Annotated in this window: 15 protein-coding genes and 2 riboswitches; of the genes, 8 read left to right on the top strand and 7 right to left on the bottom strand. The window is 64.0% G+C overall.

Going from position 1 to position 18,365, the window contains the following annotated elements:
- Window positions 1-43: 43 nt before the first annotated feature.
- From HPY65_11840 to HPY65_11830, 3 genes are all read right to left on the bottom strand, one after another.
- Entirely contained in the window at window positions 44-2,098 is a 2,055-nt protein-coding gene (locus HPY65_11840) for a TonB-dependent receptor (GenBank protein NPU85163.1), read from the bottom strand.
- 49 nt (window positions 2,099-2,147) lie between these two features.
- A riboswitch (cobalamin riboswitch) is annotated at window positions 2,148-2,315 on the bottom strand.
- A complete protein-coding gene (locus tag HPY65_11835; GenBank protein NPU85162.1) occupies window positions 2,275-3,105 on the bottom strand; it encodes an ABC transporter ATP-binding protein in 831 nt (276 codons plus the stop codon). Its footprint overlaps the riboswitch before it by 41 nt.
- Complete coding sequence (locus tag HPY65_11830; protein NPU85161.1) at window positions 3,105-4,133, bottom strand: iron ABC transporter permease; 1,029 nt, start codon at window positions 4,131-4,133, stop codon at window positions 3,105-3,107. Before HPY65_11830 ends, HPY65_11835 begins: the two co-directional genes overlap by 1 nt.
- Window positions 4,134-4,144: 11 nt before the next feature.
- Window positions 4,145-4,334, bottom strand: a riboswitch (cobalamin riboswitch).
- Between the two features lie 159 nt (window positions 4,335-4,493).
- On the opposite strand from HPY65_11830, the gene HPY65_11825 reads away from it, so the two are divergent.
- The 4 genes from HPY65_11825 (at window position 4,494) to hisC (ending at window position 11,050) form a co-directional block, all read left to right on the top strand.
- Complete coding sequence (locus tag HPY65_11825; GenBank protein ID NPU85160.1) at window positions 4,494-6,752, top strand: PAS domain S-box protein; 2,259 nt, start codon at window positions 4,494-4,496, stop codon at window positions 6,750-6,752.
- On the top strand, window positions 6,749-7,387 hold the full coding sequence (locus HPY65_11820) for a response regulator transcription factor (GenBank protein NPU85159.1): 639 nt from the start codon (window positions 6,749-6,751) through the stop codon (window positions 7,385-7,387). Before HPY65_11825 ends, HPY65_11820 begins: the two co-directional genes overlap by 4 nt.
- Window positions 7,388-8,609: 1,222 nt before the next feature.
- Window positions 8,610-9,944 carry a hypothetical protein gene (locus HPY65_11815; protein ID NPU85158.1) on the top strand — a complete coding sequence of 445 codons (1,335 nt, stop codon included), beginning with the start codon at window positions 8,610-8,612 and terminating at the stop codon, window positions 9,942-9,944.
- Window positions 9,941-11,050, top strand: coding sequence for a histidinol-phosphate transaminase (gene hisC / locus HPY65_11810; GenBank protein NPU85157.1), 1,110 nt, complete (start codon window positions 9,941-9,943; stop codon window positions 11,048-11,050). The genes HPY65_11815 and hisC overlap by 4 nt, the downstream gene beginning before the upstream one ends.
- A gap of 23 nt (window positions 11,051-11,073) precedes the next feature.
- On the opposite strand, the gene HPY65_11805 is transcribed toward hisC, so the two are convergent.
- The 4 genes from HPY65_11805 to HPY65_11790 form a co-directional block, all read right to left on the bottom strand.
- Window positions 11,074-12,120, bottom strand: coding sequence for an XdhC family protein (locus tag HPY65_11805; protein ID NPU85156.1), 1,047 nt, complete (start codon window positions 12,118-12,120; stop codon window positions 11,074-11,076).
- A 27-nt stretch (window positions 12,121-12,147) separates the two neighbouring features.
- The gene (locus tag HPY65_11800; protein ID NPU85155.1) at window positions 12,148-13,158 is read right to left on the bottom strand and encodes a hypothetical protein; all 1,011 of its coding nucleotides are present in this window, start codon (window positions 13,156-13,158) and stop codon (window positions 12,148-12,150) included.
- A 114-nt stretch (window positions 13,159-13,272) separates the two neighbouring features.
- Entirely contained in the window at window positions 13,273-14,040 is a 768-nt protein-coding gene (locus HPY65_11795; GenBank protein NPU85154.1) for an undecaprenyl-diphosphate phosphatase, read from the bottom strand.
- A 4-nt stretch (window positions 14,041-14,044) separates the two neighbouring features.
- A complete protein-coding gene (locus tag HPY65_11790) occupies window positions 14,045-14,941 on the bottom strand; it encodes an ABC transporter substrate-binding protein (protein NPU85153.1) in 897 nt (298 codons plus the stop codon).
- A 110-nt stretch (window positions 14,942-15,051) separates the two neighbouring features.
- On the opposite strand from HPY65_11790, the gene HPY65_11785 reads away from it, so the two are divergent.
- From HPY65_11785 to cobS, 4 genes are all read left to right on the top strand, one after another.
- Entirely contained in the window at window positions 15,052-15,846 is a 795-nt protein-coding gene (locus tag HPY65_11785; protein NPU85152.1) for a sugar phosphate isomerase/epimerase, read from the top strand.
- A complete protein-coding gene (cobU, locus tag HPY65_11780; GenBank protein ID NPU85151.1) occupies window positions 15,846-16,457 on the top strand; it encodes a bifunctional adenosylcobinamide kinase/adenosylcobinamide-phosphate guanylyltransferase in 612 nt (203 codons plus the stop codon). Before HPY65_11785 ends, cobU begins: the two co-directional genes overlap by 1 nt.
- 65 nt (window positions 16,458-16,522) lie before the next feature.
- On the top strand, window positions 16,523-17,587 hold the full coding sequence (gene cobT / locus HPY65_11775; protein NPU85150.1) for a nicotinate-nucleotide--dimethylbenzimidazole phosphoribosyltransferase: 1,065 nt from the start codon (window positions 16,523-16,525) through the stop codon (window positions 17,585-17,587).
- Window positions 17,584-18,330, top strand: coding sequence for an adenosylcobinamide-GDP ribazoletransferase (gene cobS / locus HPY65_11770; GenBank protein NPU85149.1), 747 nt, complete (start codon window positions 17,584-17,586; stop codon window positions 18,328-18,330). The genes cobT and cobS overlap by 4 nt, the downstream gene beginning before the upstream one ends.
- The last annotated feature ends 35 nt before the right edge of the window (window positions 18,331-18,365 follow it).

Raw genomic sequence — 18,365 nt, 5'->3', positions numbered from 1 at the left:
GGGGAGGGAGGGGGATTCACCCCCCGGCCCGCCGGACCTGCCCTCAGAACTCGAAGGTCAGGCCTCCCTTGAAGGTCCGTTCCGGCATGGGATAATACACCCGGGGCGTCCAGGCCGTTTCCTCCACACCGAACGAGGAGTACGTTGCGTTCAGGAGATTTTCCACCCCGAGGAACACTGTCAGCTTCAATCCCCTGAATTCCGGCCGGTAGAAGGCATACAGGTCGAACACCGTGTGGGATTCGAGCTTTTCCCCGCTGTTGTCCGTGTCGCCGCTCATGTAGCTGTCGCCGACGTAACGCACCTCCGGCTTCACCGTCACGGCGTAAGGGAGGCTGAATTCGACGCCCAGCCGGGCCTGGCGTCTCGGGACGAGAGGGATCTCCTTGCCGCTGTTTTCGCCGGACTCGAAGGTCGCCCGGTGATAGGTGAGGCTTCCATAAATCCGCGCGAATTCCGCGGCCTGCCAGGAGAAGGAGGCCTCCACACCGTCATGGCGGGTCTCGTCAAGATTCTCGTTGCGGTAGGTCAGGCTGTTCCAGGCGATCTCGTTCTCCATGTCGATGCGAAAGACCGAAAGGGCGATCTTGAGCGAATCCAGCGGAAAGAACTGGGTTCCCGCCTCGTAGCTTCTGCCGGTTTCCTTTTCGATGTCCGTGTAAAAGGGGGTGCCGCCATAGCCGTTGTAGGAGGCCTGCTCGTCCAGGAACGGGAAGCGGAAGACCGTTGCATACTTGGCGAATACGCTTGATTTCTTGCCGATCAGCCAGGTCAGGCCGCCTTCACAGGCCTCGCCGTGGTGGATTTTTTCCTTGTTCGTGAAGCTCTGGGCGGGAGTCGTGTGATTGTTGTAGTCTCCTCCCATGGCGGCCCGCTCCGTCCGGTAGCCGGCGCTCAGGATCAGGTTCCTGAACACGCTGAATTCATCCCGGACGTAGAAGGCGAGGCTGTTCTTGTACAGGTCCGCAATGGCCGTTCTCGCCCTCCGCTCCCGGCTGTCGTAAAATTTCTTGACGTAGGGTTCCCGGTAGACGTCGATGCCCGTCGTCAGCTTGTTGGAAAATCCGAAGATTGCGTGATCGAGAATGTATTTCGGCGTGAGGCCGTAGGTCTCCGCCTCGGTATTGGTGTACAGCGTCCAGGAGGCCATGTTGGCATCCAGCTCTTTTTTGCCGTAGAGGGCGTTCATTTCCAGGCGTCCGAAGGCGCCGAGGAGGGATTCGATCTTCAGGTTGATGTTCGTGTGCTTGTCCAGTCCGTCATCCTCGTATCCGCCACTGGTCCAGTAGGAGGGACGGGCCGGTTCGGCCTGCCGGCGGTCCGAGGCCATTTCCATCCTGGTGAGATTTCCCGGGAGTTCATAATCGGAGCGGTTGAAGGAGACCCCCAGGGAGGCGGAAAGGGCATCCGCGGCGTCGTAGCGGAGATTTAAGCCGGCGCTCTGCGAGGCAAGGGTGGAATGCTTCCGGTAGCCCAGGGAGAAGTAGTTTTCGCCCTGGACGGAATAGGAGAGGGAACCCGTTCTGCCGGACGCCCCTGCCTTTTCATTGTGGAGGCCGTAGCTGCCGCCCGTCACGGAGGCGTAGGCCCGTGTCTTCGGGGTTCCCTTCCTGGTGATGATGTTGATGACGCCGGCCACGGCGGCGTCGCCGTACAGGACGGAGCTCGCCCCCCGGACCACCTCGACGCGCTCGATGCTGGACAGGGGAACCTGGAACCAGTTCACGGAGGCCATGTCCGGCCGGTTCAGGCGCTGCCCGTCCAGGAGGATCACGGTTTTTCCGAAAGGGTTGTCTCCTCCGAACCCGCGCAGGTCCACAATCGACTGGGGGGAGTTGCCGCTGTAGGAGCGGACCTGGATGCCCTCCACTTTTTCCAGGACCTCGACGAGGCTCACGGCCCCGGAGTCCCGGATCTCTTTTTCCGTGATCACCGTGACGGCCGCGGGGACGTTCCGAACCTCCTCGGCGCCACGCGTGGCGGTGACCACGACCTCTTCCATGACGGCCGGGCTGTCGGCCGCCTTCAATGGGACGGCAATGGAAAGGCAGGCACAGGTGAAAAAGGAAACGGCAAGGAAACGGATGACGCTCTTCATGGAAACTCCTTTCTTCCCCCTCGGGAATCGGAATGGGTTTCCCCCGGTCGAGTGTCCTGGCTTGCGGCCTCTTTCGATCCTACTCTCTGCGCCTTCCCGATCCCCCTTGATCAACCCGGTCCCCGATATGGGGCGGGATGTTCCGGATCCGTGGCCTTCTGCAGATTTCGTTCCGCTTACAGTTGCGGGGCAGCGCCGGCGTTGAACCGGCTTCCTCGCTCCGGGGGTGTGTTGCAGATGGGTGTAACACGGGGCCTGCCTGTCTGCGGATGGCTGTCCACTCGCACGGGCACCCCGAAGACGTTCCGAATGCTGTCCTCCGTAATGGTCTCTTCGGGCCTTCCCTCGCCATAGACGGCTCCGTCCTTCAGGAGGACGATCCGCCGGCAGTAGAGGGACGCCAGGTTGATGTCATGGCTGACGGCAACCACCGTCAGTCCCTGTGTCCGGTTCAGCTCCGCCACCAGGCCGAAGAACGCGCTCTGATGGCGGATGTCCAGGTTGGACGTGGGTTCGTCCAGGAGGAGGATCCGCGGTTCCTGGGCCAGGGCCCGGGCGATGAGGACCCGCTGGCGCTCCCCGCCGCTGAGTTCGCTCATGGGCCGTCCCGCCAGCGGGAGAGTCCCCGTTCTTTCCATGACGTCCCTGGCGATCTCGAAGTCCCGTTTTCCCTCAAACCGCCATCGTCCCAGGTGGGGGGCACGGCCCATGAGAACGATTTCCTGAACGGTAAAGGAGAAAATCAGCGGAGAGTCCTGGGGAACCACCGCCACCATCCGGGCCAGTTCGTTCCGGTCCAGGGACGCGGCATCGGTTCCTTCCAGGAGGACCCGCCCTTCCCGGGGGGCGATCACTCCGTCGATCAGATTCAGGAGCGTCGTCTTGCCGGATCCGTTGGGACCGAGAATCCCGAGGAATGCGCCGCGCTCCGCGTCCAGGGAGACATGCCGCAGCACCCAGGAGCGGTCGTACCGGAAGCTTGCCTTTTCGAGACGGATGGCGGGCATCAGGCTCTCCTCCGCAGCAGGTAAATGAAAAATGGGGCGCCGCAAAAAGCGGTGACGACCCCCACGGGCAGCTCCGTCGGGGCCAGCAGGACGCGGGCAAGGGTATCCGCCACGATCAGGAATGCACCCCCGAAAAGAAGGGACGCCGGGAGGAGCAGGCGGTGATCCGCGCCCAGAAGCATCCGCATCATGTGGGGAATGATGAGCCCGACGAAACCGATGGTTCCGCAGAGCGAGACAGCCGCCGCCGTCAGGATGGATGCCGCCGCCAGCAGGATCTTCTTTGTGCTCTCGACGGAGACGCCCAAGCGGAGAGCGGTCTCCTCACCGACGACCAGGAGGTTCAGGGAACGCCCGTGGGCGTAGATCAGGATGAACGCGGCCAGGAGAACCAGGGCGACGAGGCCGATGTCCTTCCCCGAGGCGATCCCGAGGTCTCCCATGATCCAGAAAACGACGTTGTGGACCTCCTTGCTGTTGCTGATGGACAGGAAAAAAAAGACCAGGGCGGTTGTGAAGGCATTGACGATGACCCCCGCCAGGATGAGCGTGTTGGAGGACAGGGAGGCGTTTTTCCGAGCCGTCCCGAAGACCAGGAAGGTGGCGGCCAGGGCCCCGGCAAAGGCCAGGAGCGGCGTACCGAAGGGGACGGTGGCGGCGCCGAGAAGGATGCCCGCGACGGCTCCCGCGGAGGCTCCGCCCGAAACGCCCAGAATGTAAGGATCCGCCAGGGGATTGCGGAGGAGGGCCTGGTAGACGACGCCGGCGGTGGACAGGGCGGCCCCCACGATCCCGGCAAAGAGGACCCGGGGGATCCGGATCGAAAACAGGATCGTCCGTCCCGGGTCGGCGGCCGCTTCCACCCCTTGCCGATCCCGGAAAATACTCTTCAGGATCTCCAGGGGGGCGATTTCCGACGGACCGACGAGGATCGCGATAAAGGCAACGAAGATGAAAGCCAGGGCAAAAAGAAGCGTCACCCGGATCAGCCGGGCCGGTGTGACGATTTTGTGGAGCGTGTCTTCCACGGGTTGCCTCCCTCGAGGTCATGGGGACGGACCGGTCTTCCGGCTTCGGGCGACCTACTTGCCCGCCTTCCCACCACGGTTGACCCGCGGCAGTGGCATCATGGGCTTTCGTTCCCTTCACGGCTGCGGGGCAGCGGGGGCTTTCCACCCCTCTTCCTCGGCATCCGTCCCGCGCGGTGGATCCGCGCTATGATGTGCATGTTTAGGAAAGAAGACCGATGCTTGTCAAGGTGAAAATAGAGCAGCCGGGAATGGGGGCGGCTTGCCGGAGCGGTCACTCGAACCTTGCACAGCAAGGGCAAACCTGTTAAACATCCACCAGAATTCGTCCGACATTTCCTGTACCTGGGAGGATCCGGCGTGGCAGAGAAGACGAATACCAGTACCAGCACCAATACCAAGGAACAGTTGGTCCGAAAGATTGGGCAGCTTCGGAGGAAACTCGATAAACTGGCCCCGTCGGGAACGGACCGACCTCTCGTGGAAGGGCTCTACAGGACCCTGGAGCACACTTCCCGCGCTGGCATCTACGTCGTCCAGGAGGGGAAATTCCGGTTCGTCAACCTGCATGCGGCGGATTACTGGGGCTACCCGCGGGAGGATCTCCTGGGCATGGAGTCCATGAGCCTCGTCCACCCGGAAGACCGGGAGCGGGTTCGCCAGGCGGCGATCCAGATGCTCCGGGGCAACCGGACTTCCTCGTATGAATTCCGCACCATCACCAAGAGCGGCGACATCCGGTGGATTACCGAGGTCATCACCTCCATCCGCTTCAAGGGGAAACGGGCCGTTCTGGGCAACTCGATGGACATCACCGAGCAGATCGAGGCCCGGGACAAGCTGGCGGAGCTGGAGGCCCTGGAAGCGTCCATTCTCGAGGCCATCCCTCACGCCGTCATCGGCTTGAAAAACCGCCGCATCATTTTTGCCAACGACGGAGTCGAGCGGGTCTTCGGCTGGCGAGCGGAGGAGCTGATCGGCGCCACCACCCGGGTCCTGTACCGGAGCGACGGGGACTGGGACTCCATCGCCCAGGAGCTCTATTCAACCCTTGAGAACCAGCGCACCCACAGCACCGAGTTCCCCTGCCGCCGGAAGGACGGGCGTTACATCGAATGCCTCATCACGGCCTCGCGCATCGGGGAGAGCCTCAAGGAAAAGAACATCGTCATCACCTTCGAGGACATCACGGACCGCAAGCTCGCCGAGGAGGCCTACCGGACCATGGCCGACAGCTCCCAGGCGGGCGTCTATGTCGTTCAGGACGGGGTCTTCCAGTTTGTCAACGAGAACGCCGCCGGGTACGCCGGGTACAGCCAGAAGGAACTGACGGGGATGAACTCGATGCAGCTCGTCCATCCGGAAGATCGCTTCAAGGTGAGGGAAAACTCCCACCAGATGCTTCACGGAGACCGGCGATCCCCCCACGAGTTCCGGATCATCACGAAAGACGGCCGGATCCGGTGGATCATGGAAACGGTCACCTTCATCCCCTACAGGGGCCGGCGGGCCGTCCTGGGCAACTCCATGGACATCACGGAGCAGAGCGCCGCCCGGGACAAGCTGGCGAAGCTGGAGGCCCTGGAGGCCTCGATCCTGGAGGCCATTCCCCATGCCGTGATCGGCCTGCAGGATCGCCGGGTGATCTTTGCCAACGACGGCGTTCAGACCGTCTTCGGCTGGCGGGCCCGGGATATCGTCGGCATGAGCAGCCGCATTCTCTACCGGACGGACACGGACTACGAGGCCATTGCCGAGATCCTTTACAACACGCTGGAGAAAAAGCGGACCGTGAGCGTCGAGTTTCCCTGCCGCAAGAAGGACGGAACCGATATCGACTGTCTCGTCAGCGCCTCCCGGACGGGGGAGAGCCTCCAGGAAAAACGGATCGTCATCACCTACGAGGACATCACCGAGCGGAAGCGCGCCGAGACCGAGCTGGAAAGGTCGCGCCAGCAGATGCGGAACCTGTCCGCTCACCTGCAGTCGGTCCGTGAAAAGGAGCGGACACGCATCGCCAGAGAGCTCCACGACGAACTGGGGCAGCTCCTGACGGCCCTCAACACGGACCTCGTCCTCCTGAACCGCAAGGTCCCGGAAGAGCAGCCTGAAATCAGGGAACGGATCGATGCCATGTCGGGACTCGTGGACATGACCATGAAAACCCTCAAGCGGATCTATATGGACCTCCGCCCGGGAATGCTGGATCACCTGGGACTCCCCGTCGCCATCGAGTGGCAGGCGAGCGAGTTCTTCAAGCGGACAGGAATCCAGTGCCGGGTCACGGTGGAGCCCGAGGACATGCAGCTCAACCCGGACCTGTCCACGGCGGTCTTCCGCATCTTCCAGGAGACCCTGACAAACGTCTGGCGCCATGCCGAGGCCAAACGGGTCCAGGTTTCCCTGAAGCTGACCGGCGGAGAGGTCCGGCTCACCGTGAAGGACAACGGAAAAGGCATCACGGAGGAGCAGATGGCCAAGCCCGATTCATTCGGCCTGCTGGGGATGCGAGAGCGAGTCTCCTATTGGGGGGGAGACGTGAACATCACGGGGAAAAAAGGGAAGGGAACGACTGTCAAGGTTCGAATTCCTTATGAGAATAGAGGAGATGCCGCATGAAGAAAATCCGCATCCTCATTGCCGACGACCATCCCATTGTGAGGGCCGGCTTCAAGCAGGTCCTGTCGGATACACCCGACATGGAGGTAACGGACGAAGCGGGAAACGGGCAGGAGGTCATGGCCTGCGTCCGGAAAAAGGAGCTCGACGTGGTCCTTCTGGACATCTCGATGCCCGGACGGAGCGGACTGGAAGTCCTGAAGGACCTGAAGGACGAAAAGCCGAAACTTCCCGTCCTGATCCTGAGCATGTATCCCGAAGAACAGTACGCCATCCGGGCCCTCCGGGCGGGCGCTTCGGGCTACCTGACCAAGGCCAGCGCTCCCAACGAGCTGATCTCGGCCATCCGGAAAGTGGCGGAGGGCGGGAAGTATATCAGCGCCACCCTGGGGGAGCGCCTCACCGAGTTTCTCGGCACCGACATGACCCGGCCGCCCCACGAACTCCTGTCGGACCGGGAGTACCAGGTGATGCTCATGATCGCCTCGGGCAAGACCGTTTCCGCCATTGCCGATGAACTGTTCCTCAGCGTAAAGACGATCAGCACGTATCGAACCCACATCCTCGAGAAGATGAGGATGAAGAACAACGCCGAGATCACGCTCTACGCCGTCCAAAACAAGCTCGTCGGCTGAGGGTGCCGGGATCCGGCCGCGCCCCACCGGATGATTGACCGGCCCGGGGCGCGGGCATTGTCACGGGGCGTCCGTCTTCCCGCTGCCCGGCCTTTGTCCTGGATACCCCGCAGGCGTGTCATCGGACAGACACCGATCCGGATTTTTCTCCCCGACCGAGTCAAGATTCCTTCCTCTTCCTTCTTCGATTTCGGAGCCTCCCCGATAGTGCAAACCTGCTTGATCATTTATCCTGCAATCGAAAAAAAAAGGAAGGGAATGAGAGGTCGGAAGATGCGGAAGACGGAAACCATCAAAAAAAATAACCGTGAGAGATGCAGCAGGGCCGTCAAGCGAGGCGGCCTGTGGGTGGACCCTATGTCCTATCCCCACATGATTGGGAAATAAGGCCGGCGAAGCGGCCGGTTAAAAAATGCGATAAAGCAGAGAGGAAAGGAGAAGAAACCATGAAACGGAAAGAAGAGAAGGCAAAAGGAAAGAAAATCCCCCGGAAGATCGAAAAAGGCTGGGTGGATCCCATGGCGACCCCGATGGACATCGCCTAGGCAGAGTCCCACCACCCTGCCCGCCGTCCGGCGGACATGCGAGGCCACACCCCTCCCCGAGCCCCTCTCCTTTTCGAAGGAGGGGGGCTCTTCTTTGTGAGGATAGAGGGACGGATTTCAAATCCGTTCCTCCTACCTTTTTCCCCTTTATTTTACAGAAAATTGACTTTGCGGGCGCTGCGCTGCGACGGCAGGGTACCCCGAAAAAGCCGCTATTCGCGCTCCGGGAAGCCCCCCTCCCCGACCAATGTTCGCGGGGGCGCGACCGGGGGTTTCCAGAGGAGCAATTGGGACTTTTTTCCCATCCCTCCAGCCTGACAGACCGTCGATGACGGCTCGCGGGAAAAACGTCCGCGACGGCGGAAGCCCCCGTGGCAGCCCCCGCGCCGATGCGCTGAATGTAAAAGGAAAGGGGATTCGGTTTGGCACGAAAGGAAAAGAAAAAAGGAAGGAACAACGGATTTGAAATCCGTTTCCCTGCTTATGTGACCGTTCCCCTTGAGAAATGAATAATCCTGCGCTAATCTGCCCTCGGCTGCCGGAGGCGTTGCCTCGGGCATGGATTGACCGACAGGCCGTTCCCAGCGGTCTTTGCGACGGACGGGGACGGCGCCTCGACCACAAGCGGAGCGCCCGGGCGGCGTCCCCTCCAGGAAGCGGAAAGAACAGGGTAAATTATGAACATGATGCATGTTTTCAGGCCGGACCGGGAGGTTTCGCTCACGGTTCCGCCCCGTGCGGCCTTTCTTCCCGTTGTCACGGCCTTTGCCGAGAAATCGGCCCTCTCCTTCGGCCTCGCCAAGGCGGAGGCCCTTTCCCTGACGCTGGCATCGGAGGAGATCTTTTCCCATCTGACCGGGCCGGGCGCCGCCGCGGACAATGTGACGCTGACCTGCCGGGACGGGTTCTACTACGCAGAGCTGAAGTTCTCTTTCCAGACGCGCTTTTTCAATATGCGGGCCTTCAATCTGACGTCGTCGGTGGCCTGTGACGGGGAAGAGCTACCGGCCGAGACGGGTCTCCTGATTGCCGCCAGGATGGTGGACAAAATCCGGGCGCATTACGAAGAAGACCGCCTGGAGATCACCTTTCGGAAAGATAAGGCTTACCCGGAGACCAACCTGGGTGAAATTCCCATTACCGGACCCTTGTCCGCGCCGGTCGTGAAAACACCGGACACGGAGACGCTGAAGCTGTTCTCCCGCCTCCTGCTGCACCATGCACCGGAAGGGATCTGTCCCCGCGACTTCCTGATCCCGGGAAAACTGGCCGATATGGCAGCGTCGGGAGAATATGGAGTTGCCGTTGCGGAGGACGCGAGGGGCTCCCTGGGAGGGGGGATTGCCTGGTGGCGTGAGGGTTCGGGCCTGGTGGAGTTCTTCGGCCCTTACCTGTTCGGCCAGCCGCAGGGGGCGACGACGGGTCGTCACCTTGTCGAGGCATGCATCGCCGCGATCGCGAAGTCGGACGTTTCAGGGATTTACAGCCGCCTCCCGTCGCCGTTTCTGCCTGTGGAGTATTTCGAGATCCTGGGATCGCTGATCGAAACCGCCGCGAATGGAGCGGTTGAGACCCCGGTTTATTACCGGCAGATCCGGGAGGATGAGGGAGGAGTATCCTGGGTCCATCCCCTCCTGGAGGCGTTTCTGAGGGAATCCTGCGAGCGGCTGGCTTTTGCACGGGAGGTCAGGCTGACCCATGAAGAGGGCGAGGCATCCTATCCGTATTCCGTCCTGTCTGCCACTTTCAACAGGTCCCGGGGAAGGGCCGTGCTTCGACCTGTCTGGTGGGGCCGGGACGCCGCCTCCAACCTGGAGGATCACGTTCGCAGCATTTTGCGGGAAATCCCGGGGATTGCACTCTTCTTCGAAATCGATCTCGGCCGTCCCTGGCAGGCGCCTTTTACCCCCCTGCTTCTTGACGCCGGATTCCGTCCCCGGGTGATGCTTCCCGCGGGCGGCCGGGGAGATGTAGTCCTCTTTCAGTACGCGGCAGGAGGGGGGCGCCCATGAGCCCTCTCTCCCTGGAGAGCCTGCTGCCGCCCTACATACGGAGCTTCGAGCCCTATGTGCCCAGCCGGCCCGACGACGAGCTGATGCGGCTCTACGGCTGTTCCCGCCTCTTCCGACTGAATAACAACGAGAATGCCCTGGGCCCCCCGCCGGCGACACAGGAGGTGATCCGCCGTTTTGTCCCGCCCCGGGCCGCCCTGTATCCGAGCGGCGATTCCTTCTACCTGCGGCGGAAACTGGCGGACCGCTTCGGCAAGGATCCGGAGCAGTTTCTCGTCGGAAACGGCGCCAACGAGGTCATCGCCTTCGCCATCAAGGCCTTCTGCGAGGCCGGAGACAACATCGTCACGGCGGACCGGACGTTTGCGGTCTACGAGTGGGTGGCGACCTTTTCAGGCCTGGAGGCGCGCCTCGTTCCGCTCCGGGATTATGCCTTCGACGACCGGGGGATGCTGGCGCGGATGGACGGCCGGACGAAGATCTTCTTCGTCTGCAATCCCAACAATCCGACGGGAACCTATTGGGGAAGGGACCGGCTGCGGCGCTTCCTGGAGGCTGTCGACGGCCGGGCGATCGTGGTTGTCGACGAAGCATACTGCGAGTTCGTCGAGCGGGAGGATTATCCCGACGGCATGTCCCTCCTGGACGAATACCCCCACCTCGTCGTGTTCCGGACCTTTTCCAAGATGTACGGGCTGGCGGGCCTGCGGATCGGCTACCTGGCCGGGTCGCTTCCGGTGGTGGATGCCATACGACGTGCCTGTGTCGTCTATTCCGTCAACGCGGTGGCTCAGGAGGCGGCCGTGGCGGCGCTGGACGACGGGAATCATGTCCTGGAAAGCCGGCGGCTGGTCCGGGAGAGCCGCGCTTATCTGGAGGAGGAACTGGCCGCCCGGGGCCTGCCGTTTGTCTCCGGGGAGGGGAACTTCATCATGATCCGTCTTCCCATGAGCGACACCCTGGCCTATCGGAAGCTCATGACCCGCGGGGTCATGGTCCGAACCATGACGGGATTCCGCTTTCCCAACTTCATCCGGGTGACCCTGTCCGTCCGGGAGGCCATGGAGGCCTTTGTGGCGGCCTTGGATGAAATCCTGAAACGATAAACAAAGCGGCGGCCCCTCGTCCGTCAGGACTCGATGCCGGCCCGATGACGGATCAGCTCCGCGGCGATGCTGACGGCGATCTCTTCCGGCGTCTCGGCGCCGATGGGAAGCCCGATGGGGGCATAAACCCTTTTCAGGTCCTCTTCCGTGAATCCTTCCTCCCGCAGGGCGGCGAAGATGGCGTCCCGCTTTCTCCTGCTGCTGATCATGCCGATGTACCCTGCTGCGGTCCGCAGGGCCTGCTGCAGGACGTCCCGGTCGAAGGCATGGCCACGGGTCATGATGACAAGGAATCCCTTCGGCCCGGCGTCCAGGCCTTCCAGGGCGCGATCCCAGGCGTCGAGCAGGACGATCCGATCCGCCCCGGGGAACCGATCCCGGTTGGCGAACTCCGCCCGGTCGTCGAGGACAACGGTCCGGAAGCCCGTCATCTCCAGGAGCGGGGCCAGGGACCGGGCGACGTGGCCGGCCCCGAACAGATGGACCGTTTCCCCGCCGTAAAGGGATTCCAGCAGGAACCGCCCGCCCGCATCCGCCAGGAGCCGCGGCTCTCCCGATCCGGCATCCGCGGGCACCCGTGCATGGAGCCCTCCCTCCGGCTCCGGGGGACCGAGGACGGATCCATCCACCCGGATCAGCCACTGGGCGATGCGCCCCCCTGCCGTTCCTCCGGGGAGCCTGGTGACGAGGCGGGCCCTGCCGCGACTCTCGAGAATGGCGGCGGCTTCCCGGTAGAGCGAAAGTGTGTCCGGGTCCGCCGCTTCCAGGCGATAAACCAAGAGCTCCACCGTACCGCCGCACATCATGCCGGCATCGCCCGCCTTCTCCGCTTCGAGAACGAAGGTCTCCAGGACGGCTTCGCCGGTCTCAAGGACGCCCCGGGCGATCTCCGCGGCCCTGGCCTCGAGGATGCCTCCGCCTACGGTTCCGACAGGGCGGCCGGCAATCGGGACAATCATGCGTGTCCCCGCGGCCCGCGGCGCCGAGCCGCGGGTGGAAATGATCTGGGCCACGGCGCAGCCGGTTCCGTCAGCCAGGAGATCGCGAATGCAGCGAAACGGGGTCCTCATGGATGTGCCTTCCGTCGGGTGCCGGCCTCAGCGGGCCGTCACCTCCGCCCTGTCCTGAAGGATAAAGTCCAGGATCCTCTTCGCCTTGTCGGTGTACAGCCGGATGCCTGGAACGTTCGGCTCGTGAAGGGTCTTCTGCATCATCAGGCCGTCGTCGTCGAACCAGCGGGGCAGAACACCTCCGAAGAAATAGCCGCAACCACGCAGGGTCCGGACGGCGAATCCGATCCCCGGGTCCGTCAGTCGGAGGTAGGCCTGGAAGACCGTCGCTCCGCCGCCGGCGTGGAGTTTCTCTCTTTCCTTTACAATTTCCCGGAGGTCGGATCCGATGGCCTGGACCGTCAGGCGGGCCAGGTTCGCCCCCTCGAAGGCAACGGATTGCACCTCCGACGGACCTCCCGGCGGCGCGTCCGTGGGGGCGTTCCGGTACACGTGGGGTGCGTCGTGGGCCTCCCGATGAAGCTCCCGGAGAAGTCCCGCATACGGGGCCGGCAGGCGGATCGTCTGCTCCCTGGTTTGATAGAGCCTGAACACAAGGACCGCGCCGACCCGGCCGGAGGCGCTCTTCTCCTTCTCGTAGGAGGCCGCGGGCATCAGGTCCAGCTCAATCCCGGTCTCGCTGTAGCCGGACACCGCGCAGGTCTTCTGCATGAAGAGGTGGTTGGCAACCGCTTCTCCCCATACCGCGGGGATGCCGAGCCGGGGGATCAGCGTCTCGAGGGTGTACCGGGCGATCCGGTCGTTCAGACCCCGGCCCCGGTATTCCGCCAGAACCATCCCGTGCCCGGCCTCGTAAATGCCCGGGAACGGCGCCGATGTCCGGTAGAGGCCCCAGTGGCCCGCCACGGGACCTTGTTTCGCCCGGCAGACCACGTGGTACATCTCTCCCGTTTCCTGCTGGTGCAGGAGGGCCTGCGGATCGTAGATCTCCCGGATCGGGTAGGCGTCCCCGTAGGTGGCGCGGTAAAGCGATACCGTGCCGGCTGAGTCTTCCGGCTGCATCAGGCGGACTTCGAAGCTGTCTTCCGGCTGGCTCATGAGCTCCTCTCAGGCGGTTTCCCGGAATATGTAGGCGAATTCCGGTGCCGGGTAAAGGGGGAATGTTTCTCCCGGCCGGACGGCCGCAGGGAGGAAGCTGTTGCTGGTCTACGCTTACAGGATCAGCACCCAGAGGGCGACGAAGGCGATCCGGTAGATGCCGAAGGCAATGAAGGTGTGGGTCTGGATGAAGGAAAGGAGGAACTTGATGCTGAGGAGCGCCACAACGAAGGAAGTCACGAAGCCGATGGCCAGGAATCCCATCTGGTCCATGGAGAAGGCTGTACCGCTCTTGAGGAGATCGTAGGCCGTGGCGGCCAGCATGGTGGGCACCGCCAGGAGAAAGGAAAACTCGACGATGGTCTTCCGCCGCAGTCCCAGGGACAGCCCGCCGATGATCGTGGCGGCGGAACGGGAAACCCCCGGGATCATGGCGATGGACTGAAAGAGGCCGATCAGCAGGGCCTGCCGGTACGTGATGCCGGATAGGTCCTCCGTCGCATCCTCCCGCTCCCGGTGCAGGTATTCGAAGGCGATGATGAAGATCCCCCCCAGGAACAGGGACCACAGCACCACGTTCGGCGAGCCGAGGAGGAACGTCTTGATCACCCGGTAAAGGGTGAGGCCCAGGATGCCCGTGGGGAGGAAGGCGACAACGAGTTTTTTCATCGTCTCGAAATCCACGAGCAGGCGCCGCCAGTAAAGGGCCACCACGGAGAGGATGGCGCCGACCTGGATGGCGATCTCGAAGCTTTTCAGGAACTCCGTGTGGCCGAGCCCCATCAGCTGGGAGGCGAGGATCAGGTGTCCCGTGGACGAGATCGGCAGGAACTCGGAGATGCCTTCCACGATCCCCAGAATCAGAGCAGTCAGCCAGTCCATCCCGTTACCTCTTTCCGGCGGACCCGCCGGAACGTTCCAGCAGGTTTGCCATTTCTTCCATTCCTTCTAGGAGCCTCGGCGAGAGGCGGTACAGAGTTTCCCCCATGACGTACACCCGTCCCATGCGGACGGCCGGCAGGGCTCTCCACTGGCGGAGCAGTTTCGAACCGCCGGCGCCGGTCATGGATCCGCGGCCGATGAAAATCACATCGGGAGACCGGTGGAAGACCTCCTCGATGCTCATTTTCGGGTAGGGAGCCGACGTCCCGGCGGCGATGTTCCGCACGCCCAGAACGGTCATGGCGTCGTCGATGACGGTGCCGGGTCCGGCGACCATCAGGGGCTCCGGCTGGATGACGAACAGCGCCGTCCGGATGTTTCCCTTCCTCTCCCCGGCCCGTGACGAAAGCCGGCGCAGCGCGTCTTCGATGGCGGCGGCGCGCTTCTTCGCGGCTGCCTCCGCTCCGACGGCGGGCCCGATCTCCCGCAGAGCCTGCGGAAGCTGTTCCAGTCGCTTCGCCCGGAAGACGTAAACAGGGATCCCGAGGCGGACAAGGCGGTCGTGGATCTCCCGCGGTGTTCCCTCATCGGTCATGACCACCAGGTCTGGACGGAGGGCGACGATCGCTTCCAGGGACGGATTGGTGTAGCCTCCCACCTGCGGTTTTTTCCCGGCCGCCGCCGGCCAGTCGCAGAAGCGGGTCACGCCGGCCACCCGGTCGCCCAGGCCGAGGTCGAAGAGGATCTCCGTCAGATTCGGCGCCAGGGACACGATCCGCTGCGGCGGATTCGCCCCCGCCGGGGAGGGAGAAAAGCAGACCCATGCAAAAAGGATGGCAATTACGATGCCGGGGAAAGTGGTCCGCAGGAACCGGTGCATCGGGGCAGGATTCTCTTTCATGAAGGCGGCGGCTCTTGACATGGGAAGTCGGTCCGTGTTTAGCATCCGCCGAGAGATCCTGCAAGAATGTTCTGTTCCTCATCCTGATCCTGACCGAAACGGGAGCGCGAATGGATCCATCCCTCGAAGCCTGGCCCGCCCTGAAGGGCCGATATCCCTTTCGTCTCGGCACGACCTCCTACATCGTGCCGGCCCCGATCCTGCCCAACATCCGCTTCCTGGCTCCCCTGGTGGACGAGGTGGAGATCGTCCTCTTCGAGAGCGGCCGGGAGGACAACCTGCCCGCTCCCGGCGAGATCACCGAGATGGGCGCCCTGGGGGAGGAGCGGGGCCTGACGTACAACATCCATCTGCCCACGGGCCTGTCACTGGGAGCCGCCAACGGGGCGGAACGCCGTCGTGCCTGCGAGACGATTCTTCGTTTCTGCGACCGCACCCGGCCGCTCGGACCGACGGTCTGGGTCCTTCACCTGGAAGAGGGCGGTCTGGACGGCCCTTGCTCCCTCGGCGGATGGCGGGAGCGCCTGGCTTTGTCGCTCCGGGACGTGCTGGCGGGGGGCCTGGACCGGTCCCGGACGGTCGTGGAGAACCTGGGCTATCCCCTCGAATGGATCCGGCCGCTGGTGGAGGAGTCCGGTCTTTCCTGGTGCCTGGACGTGGGCCATATCCTGGCCGCCGGGGAAGACCTCGCCATAGCGCTCGATGTGATGAAGCGGAGGGTGGAGATGATCCATCTGCACGGCCTGATGGACGGACGGGACCATCGGAGCGCCGCCGCCGTACCGGAGGAGGCGTGGCGGACGCTCCGGCCCTTCCTGGCGGAGTACCGGGGGGGGCTTTCCGTGGAGGTCTTTTCCAAGGAGGATCTGCGAACATCCTTGCTGGCCATGGAGGAAAGGCTCTGATGGCGGAAATCGTCCTGGTCACGGGGGGGAGCCGAAGCGGCAAGAGCCGTTACGCCCAGGAACTGGCCGAATCCATCGCGGGGAAGCGGACCTTTGTCGCCACCTGCCCCGTCGTCGACGAGGAGATGGCCGAGCGGATCCGGCGGCATCAGCGGGCAAGGGGGACCGGCTGGATCACCCTCGAGGAGGCGGTGGATCTGCCCGGGGCCCTTCGCCGGGCCGCCGGCAGCGGCGTCGTCCTGGTGGACTGCCTGACCCTCTGGGTGAACAACCTGCTGTACGAGGAGACGCTCCGGTCCGATCGGGCGGAAGGGACGGCAGCCGTGAATGCGCCCGCCGGTCCGGCCGGATCCTCCGGTTTGTCGGAGGACGAAATGGAGGCGCGGTGCCGGGAGGTACTCCGGGCCTGTGCGGATCTTCCCGGGACGGTGATCTTCGTGACCAACGAGGTCGGCATGGGGATCGTCCCCGACAACGCCCTTTCCCGGCGTTTCCGGGATCTGGCCGGACGGTGCAACCAGGTCGTCGCCCGGGGGGCGGACCGGGTGGTTCTGATGGTCAGCGGGATCGCCGCAATGATCAAGGGCGGCGATTCGCGGCGGGACGGATGAGGTCCCGACCGGCCGGTGCGGCGGTTTCCCTTGACGGTTTCCCCCAATGACTTTATAGCGTGCCCATGACGATCCTTGAACAGACGTTTTCCCGCATCGCTCCCGCCGATCCGGAAGCACGCGCCCGGGCCCGGCGGCGCCTCGAGCAGCTGACGATGCCCCACTGGGCCCTGGGCCGGGTGATGGATCTGGCGGAGGACCTGGCGGGCATGACGGGCCGGATGCCTCCTCCCGTGGCCGGGAAGACGGTGGTAACCATGGCGGCGGACCACGGTGTCGCCGCCTCCGGTGTAAGCCTCTACCCCCGGGAAGTGACGGTCCAGATGGTGCGCAACTTCGTCGGGGGCGGGGCGGCCATCAATGTCCTGGCCCGCCTGGCGGGCGCCCGGGTTGTTGTGGTCGACATGGGGGTCGACGGCGACCTGGGAGACCTGGCCCGGGAGGGACGGATTCTCTCGCGGAGGGTGGGCTCCGGTACGCGGGACATCTCCCGGGGACCCGCCATGAGCCGGGATGAGGCGGTCCGCTCCCTGGAGGAAGGCATCGGCGTGGCACTGGAACTGGCCGAAGAGACGGATGTCTTTGCTACCGGAGACATGGGTATCGGCAATACAACGCCGAGCAGCGCCCTGGTTTCCGTCTTCAGCGGCGCCGACGCCGCCGAGGCGACCGGCCGGGGGACGGGGATCGACGACGGACAGCTTGCCCGGAAGGTGGCAGTCGTCCGGCAGGCCCTCGATGTGAACCGGCCCGATCCCTCCGACCCGGTCGGGGTCCTGGCGGCCGTGGGCGGCTTCGAGATCGGAGGCATCGCCGGGCTGATCCTCGGCGCGGCATCGCGGAGGAAGCCGGTCCTGGTGGACGGATTCATCTCCACGGCGGGAGCCCTGGTTGCAGCCCGGCTGGCACCCATATCCACGCAGTACATGATCGCCTCCCACCGGAGCATGGAACAGGGACACCGCATCGCCCTGCAGGCCCTCGGGAAGCGTCCTCTCCTGGACCTGGACCTGAGGCTCGGAGAGGGAACCGGGGCGGCCCTGGCCATGAATCTGGTGGAAGCGGCCGTCCGCATCCTCACCGAAATGGCCACCTTCGAGGAAGCGGCCGTTTCCCGGTCCCCGGCATGAAGCCCCTGCTGGCGGCCTTCCGCTTCCTGACGATCCTGCCACTCGGACGCCGCCCCGACAGACCCGGGGAATTGGCAGGCAGCATTCTTTTCTTTCCCCCGGTCGGCCTCTTCATAGGGATCGCGGCCATGGCGGCGGACAGGGTGGCCATGGCCTTCCTGCCTTCTCTGCCGGCGGCGGTCTGTACCGTCCTTCTCCTGATCGCCGTTTCCGGAGGCCTCCACATGGACGGCTTGGCGGACACGGCGGACGGCTTCGGAAGCGCCCGGCCGCGTGAGAAAGTCCTGGAGATCATGCGGGACAGCCGGATCGGCACCATGGGCGTCGTGGCGGTCGTGGCGGCGATCCTGCTGAAGGTGGCCTTTCTGGATGCCGTTCCCGTATCCCTGAGGAGCCAGGCAATCCTGCTGATGCCCGTCGCCGGCCGCTCGGCCCTGGTCTGGTCCATGGCCTGGCTGCCCTATGCCCGTCCGGAAGGGGGACTGGCCACGGCCTTTCTCGCGAAGGGTTCGCCGGTTCACGCGTCCTGGGCGCTCGTTTTCCTGGTTGCGTGCGGGGCCGGAACGGCCGGGTGGGCCGGCCTGGCCGCCGCTGCGGCGATCCTCGCAGTCCTGACCGGATGGATGGCGATCTGCCGCCGCCGGATCGGAGGCTTCACGGGAGACACGCTGGGGGCCTCCTGCGAAATGGCGGAGATCGTTCCGGTCGTTGTTCTGGCCCTGTGGCCGGCCGTCGCCGGGTAGGACGCCGCGCAACCGGCGGTTGCGATCCGGATTTT

This window comes from Syntrophaceae bacterium, assembly GCA_013177825.1.
Lineage (GTDB): Bacteria > Desulfobacterota > Syntrophia > Syntrophales > PHBD01 > PHBD01.
This window is presented reverse-complemented; position numbering and strand designations above follow the sequence as displayed.

Bases quoted from the DNA above. Each gene is read 5' to 3' on its own strand.
- cobU (NPU85151.1), top strand. From the start codon at position 15,846: ATGGCGGAAATCGTCCTGGTCACGGGGGGGAGCCGAAGCGGCAAGAGC.
- cobT (NPU85150.1), top strand. From the start codon at position 16,523: ATGACGATCCTTGAACAGACGTTTTCCCGCATCGCTCCCGCCGATCCG.
- HPY65_11815 (NPU85158.1), top strand. From the start codon at position 8,610: ATGAACATGATGCATGTTTTCAGGCCGGACCGGGAGGTTTCGCTCACG.
- hisC (NPU85157.1), top strand. From the start codon at position 9,941: ATGAGCCCTCTCTCCCTGGAGAGCCTGCTGCCGCCCTACATACGGAGC.
- HPY65_11785 (NPU85152.1), top strand. From the start codon at position 15,052: ATGGATCCATCCCTCGAAGCCTGGCCCGCCCTGAAGGGCCGATATCCC.
- HPY65_11835 (NPU85162.1), bottom strand. From the start codon at position 3,105: ATGCCCGCCATCCGTCTCGAAAAGGCAAGCTTCCGGTACGACCGCTCC.
- HPY65_11795 (NPU85154.1), bottom strand. From the start codon at position 14,040: ATGGACTGGCTGACTGCTCTGATTCTGGGGATCGTGGAAGGCATCTCC.
- HPY65_11800 (NPU85155.1), bottom strand. From the start codon at position 13,158: ATGAGCCAGCCGGAAGACAGCTTCGAAGTCCGCCTGATGCAGCCGGAA.
- cobS (NPU85149.1), top strand. From the start codon at position 17,584: ATGAAGCCCCTGCTGGCGGCCTTCCGCTTCCTGACGATCCTGCCACTC.
- HPY65_11820 (NPU85159.1), top strand. From the start codon at position 6,749: ATGAAGAAAATCCGCATCCTCATTGCCGACGACCATCCCATTGTGAGG.
- HPY65_11805 (NPU85156.1), bottom strand. From the start codon at position 12,120: ATGAGGACCCCGTTTCGCTGCATTCGCGATCTCCTGGCTGACGGAACC.
- HPY65_11790 (NPU85153.1), bottom strand. From the start codon at position 14,941: ATGAAAGAGAATCCTGCCCCGATGCACCGGTTCCTGCGGACCACTTTC.
- HPY65_11840 (NPU85163.1), bottom strand. From the start codon at position 2,098: ATGAAGAGCGTCATCCGTTTCCTTGCCGTTTCCTTTTTCACCTGTGCC.